Annotated in this window: 9 protein-coding genes; 8 read left to right on the top strand and 1 reads right to left on the bottom strand. The window is 63.2% G+C overall.

All coding sequences use genetic code 11. The features are described from left to right. Nucleotides 1-9: 9 nt before the first annotated feature. Nucleotides 10-2,883 (top strand): Rne/Rng family ribonuclease, encoded by a 2,874-nt coding sequence (locus U5G49_RS07200; RefSeq protein WP_193444413.1) that lies wholly within the window; start codon nt 10-12, stop codon nt 2,881-2,883. Between the two features lie 409 nt (nt 2,884-3,292). Here the strand turns inward: U5G49_RS07200 and U5G49_RS07195 are convergent, their stop codons facing one another. Next, a complete protein-coding gene (locus U5G49_RS07195) occupies nt 3,293-4,951 on the bottom strand; it encodes an acyl-CoA dehydrogenase family protein (protein ID WP_028733677.1) in 1,659 nt (552 codons plus the stop codon). 179 nt (nt 4,952-5,130) lie between these two features. Here U5G49_RS07195 and U5G49_RS07190 point away from each other — a divergent pair, with 179 nt between their 5' ends. The 7 genes from U5G49_RS07190 to U5G49_RS07160 all read left to right on the top strand — a co-directional run bounded on the left by U5G49_RS07190 (nt 5,131) and on the right by U5G49_RS07160 (nt 15,278). Then, nucleotides 5,131-6,087 carry an aspartate carbamoyltransferase catalytic subunit gene (locus U5G49_RS07190; RefSeq protein ID WP_129418771.1) on the top strand — a complete coding sequence of 319 codons (957 nt, stop codon included), beginning with the start codon at nt 5,131-5,133 and terminating at the stop codon, nt 6,085-6,087. Next, complete coding sequence (locus tag U5G49_RS07185; RefSeq protein ID WP_193444412.1) at nt 6,084-7,373, top strand: dihydroorotase; 1,290 nt, start codon at nt 6,084-6,086, stop codon at nt 7,371-7,373. Before U5G49_RS07190 ends, U5G49_RS07185 begins: the two co-directional genes overlap by 4 nt. A gap of 293 nt (nt 7,374-7,666) precedes the next feature. Next, nucleotides 7,667-8,287: a glycerol-3-phosphate 1-O-acyltransferase PlsY gene (gene plsY, locus U5G49_RS07180; RefSeq protein ID WP_193444411.1), complete on the top strand. Its 621-nt coding sequence runs from the start codon at nt 7,667-7,669 to the stop codon at nt 8,285-8,287. Further along, nucleotides 8,287-9,429 carry a DNA-processing protein DprA gene (dprA, locus tag U5G49_RS07175; RefSeq protein ID WP_193444410.1) on the top strand — a complete coding sequence of 381 codons (1,143 nt, stop codon included), beginning with the start codon at nt 8,287-8,289 and terminating at the stop codon, nt 9,427-9,429. The genes plsY and dprA overlap by 1 nt, the downstream gene beginning before the upstream one ends. A gap of 249 nt (nt 9,430-9,678) precedes the next feature. Further along, nucleotides 9,679-12,333, top strand: coding sequence for a type I DNA topoisomerase (gene topA, locus U5G49_RS07170; RefSeq protein ID WP_047622599.1), 2,655 nt, complete (start codon nt 9,679-9,681; stop codon nt 12,331-12,333). A 1-nt stretch (nt 12,334) separates the two neighbouring features. Continuing rightward, entirely contained in the window at nt 12,335-14,707 is a 2,373-nt protein-coding gene (gene rnr / locus U5G49_RS07165) for a ribonuclease R (RefSeq protein WP_193444409.1), read from the top strand. Between the two features lie 118 nt (nt 14,708-14,825). Then, nucleotides 14,826-15,278, top strand: a complete 453-nt coding sequence (locus U5G49_RS07160; protein ID WP_018447557.1) for a DUF983 domain-containing protein — start codon at nt 14,826-14,828, stop codon at nt 15,276-15,278. Nucleotide 15,279: the final 1 nt, after the last annotated feature.

Raw genomic sequence — 15,279 nt, 5'->3', positions numbered from 1 at the left:
ACAGCTTACATGGCAGACAAAATGCTTATCGATGCGTCTCACGAGGAAGAGACGCGCGTCGTTGTCGTTCGCGGGAACCGCATAGAAGAATTTGACTTCGAGTCCCAGCACAAGAAGCAGATCCGCGGCAACATCTATCTTGCAAAGGTAACGAGGGTCGAGCCCTCGCTGCAAGCCGCCTTCGTCGACTACGGCGGCAACCGGCACGGCTTCCTGGCCTTCGCCGAAATCCATCCCGACTATTATCAGATACCGCTTGCCGACCGTCAGGCATTGCTTCGGGCCGAAGCCGAGGAGCATCGCCGCGACGAGGACGTCGAGCATGTCGAAACCGCACCGATGGTCGATCTTTCCAAGCAGGATCAGCCGGATGTCGGCATCGTGCCGGCAGAGGCGCCGGAAACGGCTGCCGTAACGGACGAGACGGCAGCGTTAGAAGCCGCACCATCTCCCGCGGCCGCCGAGGAAGCGCCAGCGAAGAAGGCAAGGCCGCGTCGCAGCCGCAAGAAGGCCGTAGAACCGGCCGCCGAAACGACTGCGACCGAAGACGCTGCTCCCACAGACGTTGAAGCCGAAGGCGCGTCGAGCGTCGACAACGAGGATGACGGCTCGACCGGTGGCGCGATGGCCGCCATGGTGGAAACCGACTCGATCTCCGAGGACGTCGATACCAGCAAGCGTCGCCACGATGATGACGACGATGATGACGATCACGGCGAAGAGGAAGTCATCGAATCCGTCGGCGCCGAAGACGCCATGGAAGAAGTGCCGGACCGCGTGCAGCGCAAGCCGCGCAAGCAATACCGCATCCAGGAAGTCATCAAGCGCCGCCAGATCCTGCTCGTGCAGGTCGCCAAGGAAGAGCGCGGCAACAAAGGTGCAGCCCTTACCACCTATCTCTCGCTCGCCGGCCGCTATTCCGTCCTGATGCCGAACACGGCGCGCGGCGGCGGCATTTCCCGGAAGATCACCAATCCTGCCGACCGCAAGCGCCTGAAGGAAATCGCGCGCCTGCTCGAGGTGCCGCAGGGCATGGGCGTCATCCTTCGCACCGCCGGTGCCAACCGCACCAAGGTCGAGGTCAAGCGTGACTTCGAATATCTGATGCGCCTGTGGGAAAATGTGCGCACGCTGACGCTGGCGTCCACCGCTCCCTGCCTCGTCTATGAGGAAGGCTCGCTGATCAAGCGCTCGATCCGCGACCTCTACAATAAGGATATCAGCGAAGTCATCGTTTCCGGTGAAGAAGGCTATCGTGAAGCGAAAGACTTCATGAAGATGCTGATGCCGAGCCATGCCAAGGTGGTTCAGCCTTACCGCGACATCCACCCGATCTTCTCGCGCTCCGGCATCGAAGCTCAGCTCGATCGCATGTTGCAGCCGCAGGTGACGCTGAAGTCCGGCGGCTACCTGATCATGAACCAGACCGAAGCGCTGGTCTCGATCGACGTCAACTCCGGCCGCTCGACCCGCGAACATTCGATCGAAGACACCGCGCTGCAGACGAATCTCGAGGCTGCAGACGAAGTCGCCCGCCAGCTTCGCCTTCGCGACCTTGCCGGCCTGATCGTCATCGACTTCATCGACATGGAAGAGAAGCGCAACAACCGCGCTGTCGAGAAGAAGCTGAAGGAATGCCTGAAGAACGACCGCGCCCGCATCCAGGTCGGCCGGATCTCGCATTTCGGCCTGCTCGAAATGTCGCGACAGCGCATTCGCGCGTCGGTTCTCGAATCGACCACGCAGGTCTGCTCGCATTGCGGCGGCACCGGGCATGTGCGCTCGCAGTCCTCCGTCGCGCTGCATGTCCTGCGCGGTATCGAGGAATATCTGCTCAAGAACACCACGCACAACATCACCGTGCGCACCACGCCTGACATCGCGCTCTACCTGCTCAACCACAAGCGCCAAACGATCATCGATTACGAAAGCCGTTTCGGCGTCGCTATCGTCATCGATGCGGACGGTTCGGTCGGCGCACAGCATTTCGCGATCGATCGCGGCGAGCCGGTGGAAAACCCGGTCAAGATCGAAACGCTCTTCAACTTCGCAGCCATTCCTGAGGATGACGACGACGACATCGTCATCGAAGTGGATGAGGACGAAGACGAGGAACTCGAGGAAAAGCCGGCCGTTTCCGAACGGCCCGTCGCAGCACGCTCGGAAGGCGAAGCTGACGGCAACCGCAAGCGCAAGCGCCGCAGGCGCCGCCGTGGCCGCAACGGCAATGCCGAGCAGCCTGCATCGGCAGCAGGCGAAGCCGGCGACGAGGATGAGGACGGTGACGACGAGGGAAGCGAAGGTGATGAAACCACCGAAGCTACGCCCGAGACACGCGCTGAAAGCGAAGAATCGCAGCGCCGCAAGCGGCGCCGTCGCGGCAAGCGTGGCGGCCGTCGCAATCGCGCCGAAGATGGCTCCGAACTGACGGCTGGCGAAGCCGGTGAAGACAATGGTGGCGACGAGGACGAAGGCGACGACGTTTCGAACGACGGCGCTCCGAGCGAAGCCGTAGCGGTCGAGGCGATTGGCGAGCCGGCCGACGAAGGCCAGGCCGCGATGGCAGCCGTCGAGAGCGCAACCGTCATAACCGAAGATGTGAAGCCCGCCCGCAGCCGCGGCCGCCGCAAACCGGCCGCAGCGCCGGTCGAGGAACCGGTTGCCGAGACTGCACCTGTGGCCGAGGCCGAACCGGAATTGGTTGAAGCCTCCGCCGATCTCGAAACATCCGTTCAGGAAGAGGCAAAGCCGGTTCGCGCCAACCGCGAATCCAACATCTCCTCCTCCGAGCCGACGGTGAAATCCACCCGCGTCGAGAATGGCGAAGGCGATGACGGCAAGCCGAAGAAAGCCGGCTGGTGGCAGCGCCGTGGCTTCTTCTGAACGCTGATTTTCGGACGTAACCACTGAAATCCGGCCGCGGCGACGCGGCCGGATTTTCGTTTATGGCGATGACATCGTCGCCGAGCTTGAACCGCCGTGACGTGGATGTGTATCTCTTATGATGATTGCACTTGGAGCGCGATCATGCAGACGAATATCGATGATGCCTTGCTCGACGCGGCAATGACCGCCACGGGGATTGGCGACAAAAAAGGCCACCGTCGACTGGGCCTTGCGAAGTCTCGTTGAGAGGCACCGCCGGAAAATGCGATCGCAGATCTCGCAGGGAAAGATTGGGAAAGCGACCTCGGCGCGATACGTCGCGACCGGCCGGACGATCTGTGATCGTCGTCGACAGGGCCCGATGGTCGAGCGTCGCGGCCTCGGGACCGCCTCAGCGCACTTGCGATCAGGCCGCCGGCGGATAGAGCAGGTCGACGATGTAGCTGGCGTCGAAGCGGGAATCGAGCATGCCGTAGGTGGAGCGCCAGCCGCCGGCAAGACGCGTCTCGATGAAGGCATCGGCAATGCGCCCAGCGCCCAGCCGATAGAGTTCGGCGGCACCGGCGGCGAGCGCCAGCTGCTCGACGAGCAGGCGGGCGGCGCCCTCATCCTGTTCACAGAGCGCGATTGCGGCGCGCAGTACGTCGATCGTCTTCTTGCCCGCAGGGCCGAGATCGCGGGCTAGGCCGGCGAAGACCGTTTCGAACAGATCCTTGCCGCGGTTAAGCACGCGCAGCACGTCGAGCGCCATGACGTTGCCGGAGCCTTCCCAGATGGCGTTGACGGGAGCCTCGCGGTAATGGCGGGCGATCGGGCGTTCTTCGATGTAGCCGTTGCCGCCAATACACTCCATCGCCTCGTAGATCAGCGCAGGCGCGATCTTGCAGCACCAGTATTTGGCGACCGGCGTCATGACACGGGCATAGGCCGCTTCCTCGGCATTGCCGCGCGCCTTGTCGAAGGCGTCGGCAAGACGGAAGGACAGTGCCGTCGCGGCGGCGACGTCGAGCGCCATGTCGGCGAGCACCCTCGTCATGATCGGCTGGTTGACGAGCATCTTGCCGAAGACGCTGCGGCCGCGGGTGTGGTGGACGGCTTCGGCGAGCGAGGCGCGCATGATGCCTGACGAGGCCAGCGCGCAGTCGAGCCGGGTGAGCGTCACCATATCGAGGATCGTGCGGATGCCGGCATCCGGACCACCGAGCAGGAAACCGAAGGTGTCAGTAAACTCGACCTCGGAAGAGGCATTGGAGCGGTTGCCGACCTTGTCCTTCAGCCGCTGAAACTGCAGCCCGTTGGCGGAACCATCCTCCAGAAGGCGCGGCACGAGAAAGCAGCCCATGCCCTCCTTCGTCTGCGCCAGCATGATGAAGGCATCGCTCATCGGCGCGGACATGAACCACTTGTGCCCGGACAGCCGGTAGATGCCCTCGCTGACCTTTTCGGCAGCGCTCCTGTTGGCGCGCACATCCGTGCCGCCCTGCTTTTCCGTCATGCCCATGCCGATGGTCACGGCGGATTTCTGCATGGCGGGCTTGTTCGACGAATCATATTTGCGCGAGAGAATTTTGGGCGCCCAGTCCTTCTGGACCGCGGGCGAGGCCGAGAGTGCCGCAACGGAGGCGCTCGTCATCGTCAGCGGGCAGAGATGGCCGGATTCCAGCTGCGACGTCAGATAAAAGCGCGCAGCGCGAACCTTATGGGCCTCGTCCTTGGCCTCGGTATCGGCCTGGGGGTCCCAGACGGAGGAATGCAGGCCAACCGACATGGAGCGGCGCATCAGCGCATGCCAGGCGGGGTGAAACTCGACGACGTCGACGCGTTCACCGCGCGGACCGTGGGTGCGCAGCTGCGGCGCGCCCTGGTTCGCCATGCGCGCCATCTCCTGCGCCTCCGGCGAGGTGACGTAGCGGCCCATGTTTTCCAGGTCTTCGCGGATGCCGCGTGGCAGGGCCGCCGTCAGGTCGACGATCAGCGGATCGGACCGATAGGCGTTGATGCCGGACCACAGGCTCGGCTGGTTGAGTTCTGCGAGTTTGTCGTCAGTCCGGTTGGCGGAGGTCATAATTCGCTTCTAGTGTAAGAACCTGGCAAAGGGAAACCGGAAGTTATGATTCGGTTCATTCTGCTCTATCGGAATTCGGGCGAAAATGCATGGGGACATAAGCCTTTGCCCACAGCACATGCTTGCCCCGGCGGGCAGCACTCTTTATAGACCCGCCAGAGACAGCAAGAGGCAGGGTCATGGTCTTTTTCCCCCACCGCCACCTCATCGGCATCAAGGGCCTCACCGAGCAGGATATCACCTATCTTCTCGACAAGGCCGATGAGGCCGTCAAGATCAGCCGCCAGAGAGAAAAGAAAACGTCGACGCTACGCGGGCTGACGCAGATCAACCTCTTCTTCGAGGCATCGACCCGCACGCAGGCCTCCTTCGAGCTTGCCGGCAAACGGCTCGGCGCCGACGTCATGAACATGTCGGTCGGCAATTCCTCGGTGAAGAAAGGCGAAACGCTGATCGACACGGCGATGACGTTGAATGCGATGCGCCCAGATGTGCTGGTGATCCGCCATTCAAGCGCCGGTGCGGCCGCCCTTCTCGCCCAGAAGGTCTCCTGCTCGGTCGTCAATGCCGGTGATGGGCAGCATGAACATCCGACCCAGGCGCTGCTCGACGCGCTGACGATCCGCCGCGCCAAGGGCAAGCTGTCGCGCATCATCGTGGCGATCTGCGGCGACGTGCTGCATTCGCGGGTGGCGCGCTCCAATATCCTGCTGCTCAACGCGATGGGCGCCCGCGTGCGTGTCGTCGCGCCTGCGACCCTCCTGCCCGCCGGCATCGCCGAGATGGGCGTCGAGGTCTTCCATTCGATGAAGGAAGGGCTGAAGGACGCCGACGTCGTGATGATGCTGCGGCTGCAGCGCGAGCGCATGTCCGGCGCCTTCGTGCCTTCGGTGCGCGAATACTATCACTTCTACGGGCTCGACGCCGAAACGCTGAAAGCGGCGAAGGACGACGCGCTGGTCATGCATCCCGGCCCGATGAACCGCGGCGTCGAAATCGCTTCGGAAGTGGCGGACGGGCCGCAAAGCGTGATCGCCGAACAGGTGGAGATGGGGGTCGCGGTGCGCATGGCCGTCATGGAGACGCTGCTCGTCTCGCAGAACCAGGGTCCCCGAAGCGATGGAATGATGGCATGAGCAACCCGATCGTCCTCAAGAACGTCCGCATCATCGATCCGTCGCGCAATCTCGACGAAGTCGGGACGATCATTGCCGAAAACGGCGTGATCATTGCCGCCGGTGGCAAGGCGCAGAACCAGGGTGCACCGGAAGGCGCCGTCATCCGCGACTGCACGGGCCTTGTCGCCACGCCCGGGCTCGTCGACGCGCGCGTCCATGTCGGCGAACCCGGCGGCGAGCACCGCGAAACGATCGCCTCGGCGAGCCGGGCGGCGGCGGCCGGCGGGATCACCTCGATCATCATGATGCCGGACACCGATCCTGTTATCGACGACATTGCGCTTGTCGAATTCGTCAAGAAGACGGCGCGGGATACGGCCGCCGTCAACGTCTATCCGGCGGCCGCCATCACCAAGGGCCTTGCCGGCGAAGAGATGACGGAGATCGGCCTCTTGATGCAGGCAGGCGCCGTCGCCTTTACCGATGCACATTCCAGCGTCCACGACACGCAGGTGCTGCGCCGGATCATGACCTATGCGCGCGAATTCGGCGCCGTCATCTCCTGCGAAACGCGCGACAAATATCTCGGCGCCAACGGCGTCATGCATGAGGGGCTTTTCGCCAGTTGGCTCGGGCTCTCCGGCATTCCAAGGGAAGCCGAGCTCATCCCGCTCGAACGCGATCTCAGGATCGCGCAGCTGACGCGTGGCCGTTATCACGCCGCGATGATCTCGGTGCCAGAATCGGTCGAGGCGATCAACCGCGCCCGCAGTCGTGGCGCCAAGGTGACCTGCGGCATCTCGATCAACAATCTGGCGCTCAACGAAAACGACATCGGCGAATACCGCACCTTCTTCAAGCTCTATCCGCCGCTGCGCCCGGAAGATGACCGGGTGGCGATGGCCGACGCCCTTGCGAGCGGCGCGATCGATATCATCGTCTCCTCGCACGACCCGCAGGATGTCGATACGAAGCGCCTGCCCTTCGGCGAGGCAGAGGACGGCGCAATCGGCCTCGAAACCATGCTGGCGGCAGCCCTCAGACTTCACCATGGTGGCCAGGTGAGCCTGATGCGCCTGATCGATGCCATGTCCACCCGCCCCGCGCAAATCTTCGGCCTCGCCGCCGGCACGTTGAAGCCGGGCGCTGCGGCCGATATCGCGCTGATCGATCTCGATGAGCCTTGGCTTGTCGCCAAAGACATGCTTCTCTCCCGCTCAAAGAATACGCCGTTCGAGGATGCGCGTTTCAGCGGGCGGGCGGTCGCGACTTACGTCTCGGGAAAGCTTGTCCACGCACTCTAGAGCAATTCCTGATTTCTCTGAGTGACGGAAATGCTCTATCTTTTTGTTTTTACGCAATTCGGCACGCAAAACCGCTGCGCAGTTTTGCTGGAATTGTTCTAGAATTGGATGATTTTAGGCCGGGTCGGCCTAAAATCTGAATCCTCTTCTAAATTATATAGTTAGAGCATGAGGTCGTCCGAAAACCGCTCACAGTTTTCGGCATCATGCTCTAGGATCGACACCATCGCCGTCCATCCCGCAGCGGGAGAAGGCTGACTCGAGGATAGGCCACGGAGGGGCTGAGGGGGCATATGTTATCCAATCTCATGTCATGGCAGATCACGCTGCCGATTGCGCTTGCCGCCGCCGTTATCGGTTATCTCTTCGGCTCGATCCCTTTCGGCCTGATCCTTACGCGCGCCGCCGGCCTCGGCGACGTGCGCAGCATCGGCTCCGGCAATATCGGCGCAACCAATGTGCTCAGAACAGGAAACCGGACGCTCGCCGCAGCGACGCTGCTGCTCGATGCGCTGAAGGCATCGGCCGCGGCCTGGATCGTCGGCTATTTCCTCGGTGAGGAGGCCGCGATCATCGCCGGCTTTTTCGCCTTCATCGGCCATCTCTTCCCGGTCTGGATCGGCTTCAAGGGCGGCAAGGGTGTCGCCACCTATATCGGCACCCTGCTCGGCGTCGCGCCGATCATGGTCGTGCTCTTCGCCGCCGTCTGGCTGGCGGTCGCTTTCACCACCCGCTACTCCTCGCTGTCGGCGTTGGTTGCCATGCTTGTGATTCCGGTTGCACTGTGGATACTGGGCAACGAAAAGGTTGCGGCAGTGATGGCGATCATGACCCTCATCTCCTACTGGAAGCACAAGGCGAATATTTCGCGCCTGATGAGCGGGGCGGAAAGCAAGATCGGGGCAAAGGGATAATGGATGCGCTGAGCGCCGGACCAAAAGGCGTTGTTCTGACCGAACGGCAAAGAATTGCCTGGTTGCGCCTCATCCGTTCCGACAATATTGGCCCTGCCACCTTTCGCGACCTCATCAATCATTTCGGTTCGGCCGAGGCAGCACTTGCCGCACTGCCGGAGCTTTCGGCGCGTGGCGGCGCCACGCGGGCAATCCGCATCGCCAGCGAGGCCGAGGCACATCGGGAACTCGAGGCGGCGCGTCGCTTCGGCGCCCGCTTCGTCGGCATCGGCGAGCCGGACTACCCGCAAGCTCTGAAGCAGATCGACGGCGCGCCGCCGCTTCTGGCCGTCAAGGGCGCGCTTGCCGCCGCCAAGCGACCGGCCGTCGGCATCGTCGGCTCGCGCAACGCCTCGATCGCCGGTGCGAAATTCGCGGCGATGGTGGCACGCGACTGCGGCCGGGCTGGATATACCGTGGTCTCCGGCCTGGCGCGCGGCATCGATACATCAGCCCACCGGGCAAGCCTCGACACAGGCACGATCGCGGCGCTCGCCGGTGGCCTCGACCAGCCCTACCCGCCGGAGAATGTCGGCCTACTCGAAGAGATAACCGACGGCAACGGCCTGGCGGTGAGCGAGATGCCCTTCGGCTGGGAGCCCCGCGCCCGCGACTTTCCGCGCCGCAACCGGCTCATCGCCGGCATCGGGCTCGGCCTCGTCGTCATCGAAGCGGCATCGCGTTCGGGCTCGCTGATCACGGCACGGCTTGCCGGCGAGTTCGGCCGTCTGGTGTTTGCCGTGCCCGGCTCACCGCTCGATCCGCGTTGCCATGGCACCAACGGCCTGCTGAAGGACGGTGCTTCGATCGTCACCGCACCCGCCGATGTCATTGAGGCCCTGGCGCCGCTTGCGCAATTCGACCTGTTCCCGTCATCGATGGCGGAAGAGCCTGCGCGTGACAGCAAGTCGATATCGGTGCCACCCGGCGATTCCGATCGGAATCGCATCATCGATGCGCTCGGGCCGACGCCGGTCGAGATCGACGACGTCATCCGCCATACGGGCCTGTCGGCATCCGCGGTCTATCTGATCCTTCTGGAGCTTGATATTGCCGGCAGGCTGCACCGGCAGCAGGGCGGCCTCGTCTCGCTTTCCGATTGAACCTTGCGCGACATCAGGCGGCGGCTACGCGAATTGCCGAACCCTGTATCGAAAAACCTTTGATAACCTATCTAAAATTGTATTTTCCCGATAATCTCCCCTCGGCTGCAACAGATGCAAGAGGTAAAATTGTAGCAAACCCCTTGACCGCGGCGATTTCCCTGTCCATGTCGGAGGGCCGATATCCAAGTTGCGGTATGTGTTGCGCTGGTTTCAACGCTGGCGTCGCTTCCTTTTTAGAGAATCATCATGAATGTTGTAGTGGTGGAATCGCCTGCCAAGGCCAAGACGATCAATAAGTATCTGGGTCCGGGATACAAAGTGCTCGCCTCCTTCGGTCATGTGCGCGATCTGCCTGCCAAGGATGGCTCTGTCCTCCCCGATCAGGATTTCGAAATGCTTTGGGAGGTCGATAGCGCCTCCGCCAAGCGGATGAAGGACATTGCCGACGCGGTGAAATCCGCCGATGGCCTGTTTCTTGCAACCGACCCGGATCGCGAAGGCGAAGCGATTTCCTGGCACGTTCTCGACATGCTGAACAAGAAGCGCGTGCTGAACGGCAAGCCGGTCAAGCGCGTCGTCTTCAATGCGATCACCAAGAAGGCGGTGCTCGACGCGATGGCCGATCCGCGCGACATCGACGTGCCGCTGGTCGACGCCTATCTCGCGCGCCGCGCGCTCGATTATCTCGTCGGCTTCAATCTTTCGCCAGTGCTCTGGCGCAAGCTGCCCGGTGCGCGGTCGGCCGGCCGCGTTCAGTCTGTGGCGCTTCGCCTGGTCTGCGACCGCGAATCCGAGATCGAGCGCTTCATTTCCGAAGAGTACTGGAACATCTCGGCGCTTCTGAAGACGCCGCGCGGCGACGAGTTCGAGGCAAGGCTGGTTTCGGCGAACGGCAAACGTCTGCAGCCACGCGCGATCGGCAACGGTGAGGATGCCGGCCGGCTGAAGGCATTGCTCGAAGGTGCGAGCTATGTCGTCGATACGGTCGAGGCGAAGCCGGTCAAGCGTAACCCGGGACCGCCGTTTACGACCTCGACGCTGCAGCAGGCCGCCTCCTCCAATCTCGGCTTCTCCGCCTCGCGCACCATGCAGATCGCCCAGAGGCTCTATGAGGGTGTCGATATTGGCGGCGAGACGGTCGGTCTCATCACCTACATGCGAACCGACGGCGTTCAGATGGCCCCCGAGGCGATCGATGCGGCGCGCAGCGCCATCGTCGACCAGTTCGGCGAACGCTACATGCCGGAAAAGCCGCGCTTCTACTCGACGAAGGCGAAAAACGCCCAGGAGGCGCACGAGGCGATCCGTCCGACCGATTTCTATCGTTCGCCCGACCGTGTGCGCAAATTCCTCGATGCCGACCAGATCCGGCTCTACGAGCTGATCTGGAAGCGCGGTATCGCCAGCCAGATGGCGTCTGCCGAGATCGAGCGCACGACGGCTGAAATCACCGCCGACAACAAGGGTGAGAAGGCCGGGCTTCGCGCCGTCGGCTCCGTGATCCGCTTCGACGGGTTCATCGCCGCCTATACCGACCAGAAGGAGGATGGCGAGCAGAGCGACGACGGCGACGAGGATGGCCGCCTGCCGGAGATCATTGCGCGCGAAACGCTCGCCAAGCAGAAGATCAATTCGACCCAGCATTTCACCGAGCCGCCGCCGCGTTATTCGGAAGCCTCGCTCATCAAGAAGATGGAAGAGCTCGGCATCGGCCGCCCCTCCACCTATGCCGCGACCCTCGCGACGCTGCGCGACCGCGACTATGTGACGATCGACAAACGCAAGCTGATCCCGCAGGCCAAGGGCCGGCTGGTGACGGCTTTCCTCGAAAGCTTCTTCACCAAATATGTCGAATACGACTTCACCGCCGACCTCGAGGAAAAGCTCGACCGGATTTCCGCCGGCGAGCTGAACTGGAAGCAGGTGCTGCGCGATTTCTGGAAGGATTTCTTCGCCCAGATCGAGGACACCAAGGAACTGCGCGTCACCAACGTGCTCGATTCTCTGAACGAGGCGCTGGCACCACTCGTCTTCCCGAAACGGGAGGACGGCAGCGATCCCAGAATCTGTCAGGTCTGCGGCACCGGCAACCTGTCGCTGAAACTCGGCAAATACGGCGCCTTCGTCGGCTGCTCCAACTATCCGGAATGCAACTACACCCGCCAGCTCTCTTCTGAAAACGGCGGAGAAGCAGACGGCGCAGCACTTAACGAGCCGAAGAACCTCGGCACCGATCCGACCACCGGCGAGGAGCTGACGCTGCGTTCCGGCCGCTTCGGCCCCTATATCCAGCGCGGCGACGGCAAGGAAGCCAAACGCGCTTCGCTGCCGAAGGGTTGGAAGCCCGAGGACATCGACTATGAAAAGGCGATGGCGCTGATCTCGCTGCCGCGCGATATCGGCAAACATCCAGAATCCGGCAAGATGATCTCGTCCGGCATCGGCCGCTATGGGCCGTTCCTCCTCCATGACGGTTCCTACGCCAATCTGGAAACCGTCGAGGACGTGTTCTCGGTCGGCCTCAACCGCGCCGTGACTGTTATCGCCGAAAAGGCAAAACAGGCCCCGGGCCGGGGCGCGCGCGGCACGCCGGCGGCGCTGAAAACACTCGGCGATCATCCTGATGGCGGCGCCATCACCGTTCGCGACGGCAAGTACGGCCCCTATGTCAACTGGGGCAAGGTCAACGCCACACTGCCGAAGGGCAAGGATCCGCAGGCGATCACCGTCGAGGAGGCGCTTGCGCTGATCGCCGAAAAGGCCGGCAAGGCACCTGTGGGCAAGGCGGCCAAGGCGAAAGCCAAGCCGAAGGCGGCAGCCGCGGAAGCCAAGGCCACCAAGACGGCCGCCAAGCCGAAGGCAACGAAGGCGAAAGCGCCCGCGAAATCGAAAAAGAGCTGACGTGAGCAGGATACCGCGCGACAGAACGAACCCTGCGGGCAAGCGTCCGGGCAAGATCGGCCGCGCCGGCAAGGATGCCCCCGCCGTCGAGCCGCTGAACATTGTCCACGGCGCGCTGCCTTCGCGCGAGGTGATCTTGCGCTTCATCGCCGATCACCCGCAGAAAGCGTCTAAACGCGAACTCGCCAAGGCTTTCGGCCTGAAGGGCGACAACCGCGTCGAGCTCAAGCACATGCTGCAGGAGCTCGAGCAAGAAGGCATGCTGCAGAAGAACCGCAAGTCGCTGATCCGTCCCGGTGCGCTGCCGCCCGTCACGGTTCTCGATATCACCACGCGCGACAAGGATGGCGATCTGATTGGCCGGCCGGCGGAATGGCCGGAAGACCAAGGCGTAGCACCCGCCGTCGCCATCCGCCAGCAATCGCCCGCAGGCCGCCAGGGCAAGGGCAAGGCGCCCGTCGCCGGGCTCGGCGACCGCATCCTGGCGAAGATCTTCCCGGCTGTCGATCGTGGCGGGCCGGCCTATACGGCGCGGATCATCAAGGTGATCGACAGGCGCCGCGGCGCATCGATGGGCGTTTTCCGCACTGCACCGGGCGGCGGCGGCCGTCTGCTGCCGATCGAACGGCGCGGCGAGGAGATGGTGATCGATCCCGACTTCACCGGCGGCGCCACGGACGGCGATCTGGTCGAAGTCGAAATCGCCCGTCTCGGCCGTTTCGGCCTGCCGCGCGCCAAGGTTCTTTCCGTCGTCGGCTCGGTCGGTTCGGAAAAGGCGATCTCGATGATCGCGATCCATGCACACGGCATCCCGCATGTCTTCCCGCCGGCCGTCATCGCTGAGGCGGACGCCGCAAAACCGGCCAGCATGTCGCATCGCGAGGATTGGCGCGACGTGCCGCTGATCACCATCGACCCGGCCGATGCCAAGGACCATGACGACGCCGTCTATGCCGAGCTCGACCCCTCGCCCGACAATCCCGGCGGCGTCATCGTCACTGTCGCGATTGCCGACGTCTCCTGGTATGTCCGCCCCAATTCACCGCTCGACCGCGAGGCGCTGAAGCGCGGCAACTCGGTCTATTTCCCGGATCGCGTCGTGCCGATGCTGCCGGAGCGCATCTCCAACGATCTCTGCTCGCTGAAGGAAGGCGTCGACCGTCCGGCGCTCGCCGTGCGCATGAGCTTTTCCGGCGAAGGCCGCAAGATCGGCCACACTTTCCATCGCATCATGATGAAGAGCGCGGCCAAGCTGTCCTACCAGCAGGCCCAGGCAGCGATCGACGGCAAATCGGACGATCAGACCGGACCGATGCTCGAGCCAATCCTGAAGCCGCTCTGGCACGCCTATGAGGTGATGAAGCGCGGACGCGACCGGCGCCAGCCGCTCGAACTCGACATGCCGGAGCGCAAGATCCTGCTGAAGCCCGACGGTACGGTCGACCGGGTCGTCGTGCCGCCACGGCTCGACGCGCACAAGCTGATCGAAGAGATGATGATCCAGGCGAATGTCTGCGCCGCCGAGACGCTGGAAAAGAAGCGGCAGCCGCTGATCTATCGCATTCATGACGGCCCGACGCTTGCCAAGCAGGAGATCCTGCGTGAGTTCCTGGCCACGCTCGGCATCTCGCTTGCCAAGGGCGGCAACATGCGCGCCAACAACTTCAACGGCATCCTGGCGAAGGCGGACGGCACGCCGCACCAGACCATGGTCAACGAGATGGTGCTGCGTTCGCAGAGCCAGGCGATCTACGGCCCTGAGAATATCGGCCATTTCGGCCTCAATTTGATGAAATACGCCCACTTCACCTCGCCGATCCGCCGCTATGCCGATCTCATCGTGCACCGCGCGCTTGTCGGCTCGCTCGGTTTCGGCGAAGGCGGCATCACACCCGACGAAGAGGCGGCGCTCGACGATATCGCCGCCGAAATCTCGACCTTCGAGCGCCGGGCGATGGCAGCCGAGCGCGAGACCGTAGACCGGCTGATCGCGCATCACCTCAGCGGCCGCGTCGGCGAGGAGTTTGCCGGACGGGTCTCGGGCGTGACGAAATCGGGGCTTTTTGTCGCCCTGCCAGACTATGGCGCCGATGGTTTCGTCCCTATATCTACGCTCGGCACCGATTATTTCATCTATGACGAGGCGCATCAGGCACTCTCGGGTGAACGAACAGGGCTCGGTTATCGCCTGGGCGATAGCGTTACCGTGAAGCTTGCCGAAGCGATCCCGCTTGCCGGCGCGCTGCGTTTCGAGATGATCAGCGAGGGCCGCGAGATGCCTGCAGCGGTGCGCTCCTTCCACAAGGCGGGCCGCCGCGACAGAGGCCAGGTCCGCAAGAAACCTGGAACAAGGCCGCCACGCGGACGCCACTAAGCATCGCGCCGAAAGCGGACGCTGGTTTTCGGCAAAACGCTGCAACAACGAAGATCGCCGGCGTTGGACGTGGTTCACAAGACGAATCCGATGCTTTCGGCTGAAAGAGGAACATGCGATGAGCACACCGACCGATCCGGTTGCCCGCTACGGGGATGCGCCCGAGGTCGAGCGTCCGCTTGGGCGCTCCATCATGCGCGGGCTGATGAACCGGTGCCCGGCCTGCGGCAACGGCAAGCTCTTTCGTGCCTTCCTGAAACCGGTCGATCATTGCGCGGCCTGCGGCGAGGCGATGCATCACCAACGCGCGGACGACCTGCCGCCTTATATCGTCATCCTCGTCCTCGGCCACGTCGTGGTCGGCGGCTATATGCTGACCGACATGACTTTCGTGCTGCCGGTCTGGGTGCATATCGCCATCTGGGCGCCGATCACCGTCATCACCGCGCTTGCCTCGATCCAGCCGATCAAGGGCGGGGTCATCGGTCTGCAATGGGCGCTGCGCATGCACGGCTTCGGTGGCGAGAGTGACGGTCCGGACGATTATGACATCCCCGGCCGGCCGAATTAGC

Origin of the sequence: Rhizobium indigoferae, assembly GCF_034554815.1 — a bacterium.
GTDB classification, from domain to species: Bacteria; Pseudomonadota; Alphaproteobacteria; order Rhizobiales; family Rhizobiaceae; genus Rhizobium; species Rhizobium leguminosarum.
Note: the sequence above shows the minus strand (reverse complement) of the source record. Positions and strands in the feature narration are given on the sequence as shown.

Bases quoted from the DNA above. Each gene is read 5' to 3' on its own strand.
- U5G49_RS07200 (WP_193444413.1), top strand. From the start codon at position 10: ATGGCAGACAAAATGCTTATCGATGCGTCTCACGAGGAAGAGACGCGC.
- U5G49_RS07185 (WP_193444412.1), top strand. From the start codon at position 6,084: ATGAGCAACCCGATCGTCCTCAAGAACGTCCGCATCATCGATCCGTCG.
- dprA (WP_193444410.1), top strand. From the start codon at position 8,287: ATGGATGCGCTGAGCGCCGGACCAAAAGGCGTTGTTCTGACCGAACGG.
- topA (WP_047622599.1), top strand. From the start codon at position 9,679: ATGAATGTTGTAGTGGTGGAATCGCCTGCCAAGGCCAAGACGATCAAT.
- plsY (WP_193444411.1), top strand. From the start codon at position 7,667: ATGTTATCCAATCTCATGTCATGGCAGATCACGCTGCCGATTGCGCTT.
- U5G49_RS07190 (WP_129418771.1), top strand. From the start codon at position 5,131: ATGGTCTTTTTCCCCCACCGCCACCTCATCGGCATCAAGGGCCTCACC.
- U5G49_RS07195 (WP_028733677.1), bottom strand. From the start codon at position 4,951: ATGACCTCCGCCAACCGGACTGACGACAAACTCGCAGAACTCAACCAG.
- U5G49_RS07160 (WP_018447557.1), top strand. From the start codon at position 14,826: ATGAGCACACCGACCGATCCGGTTGCCCGCTACGGGGATGCGCCCGAG.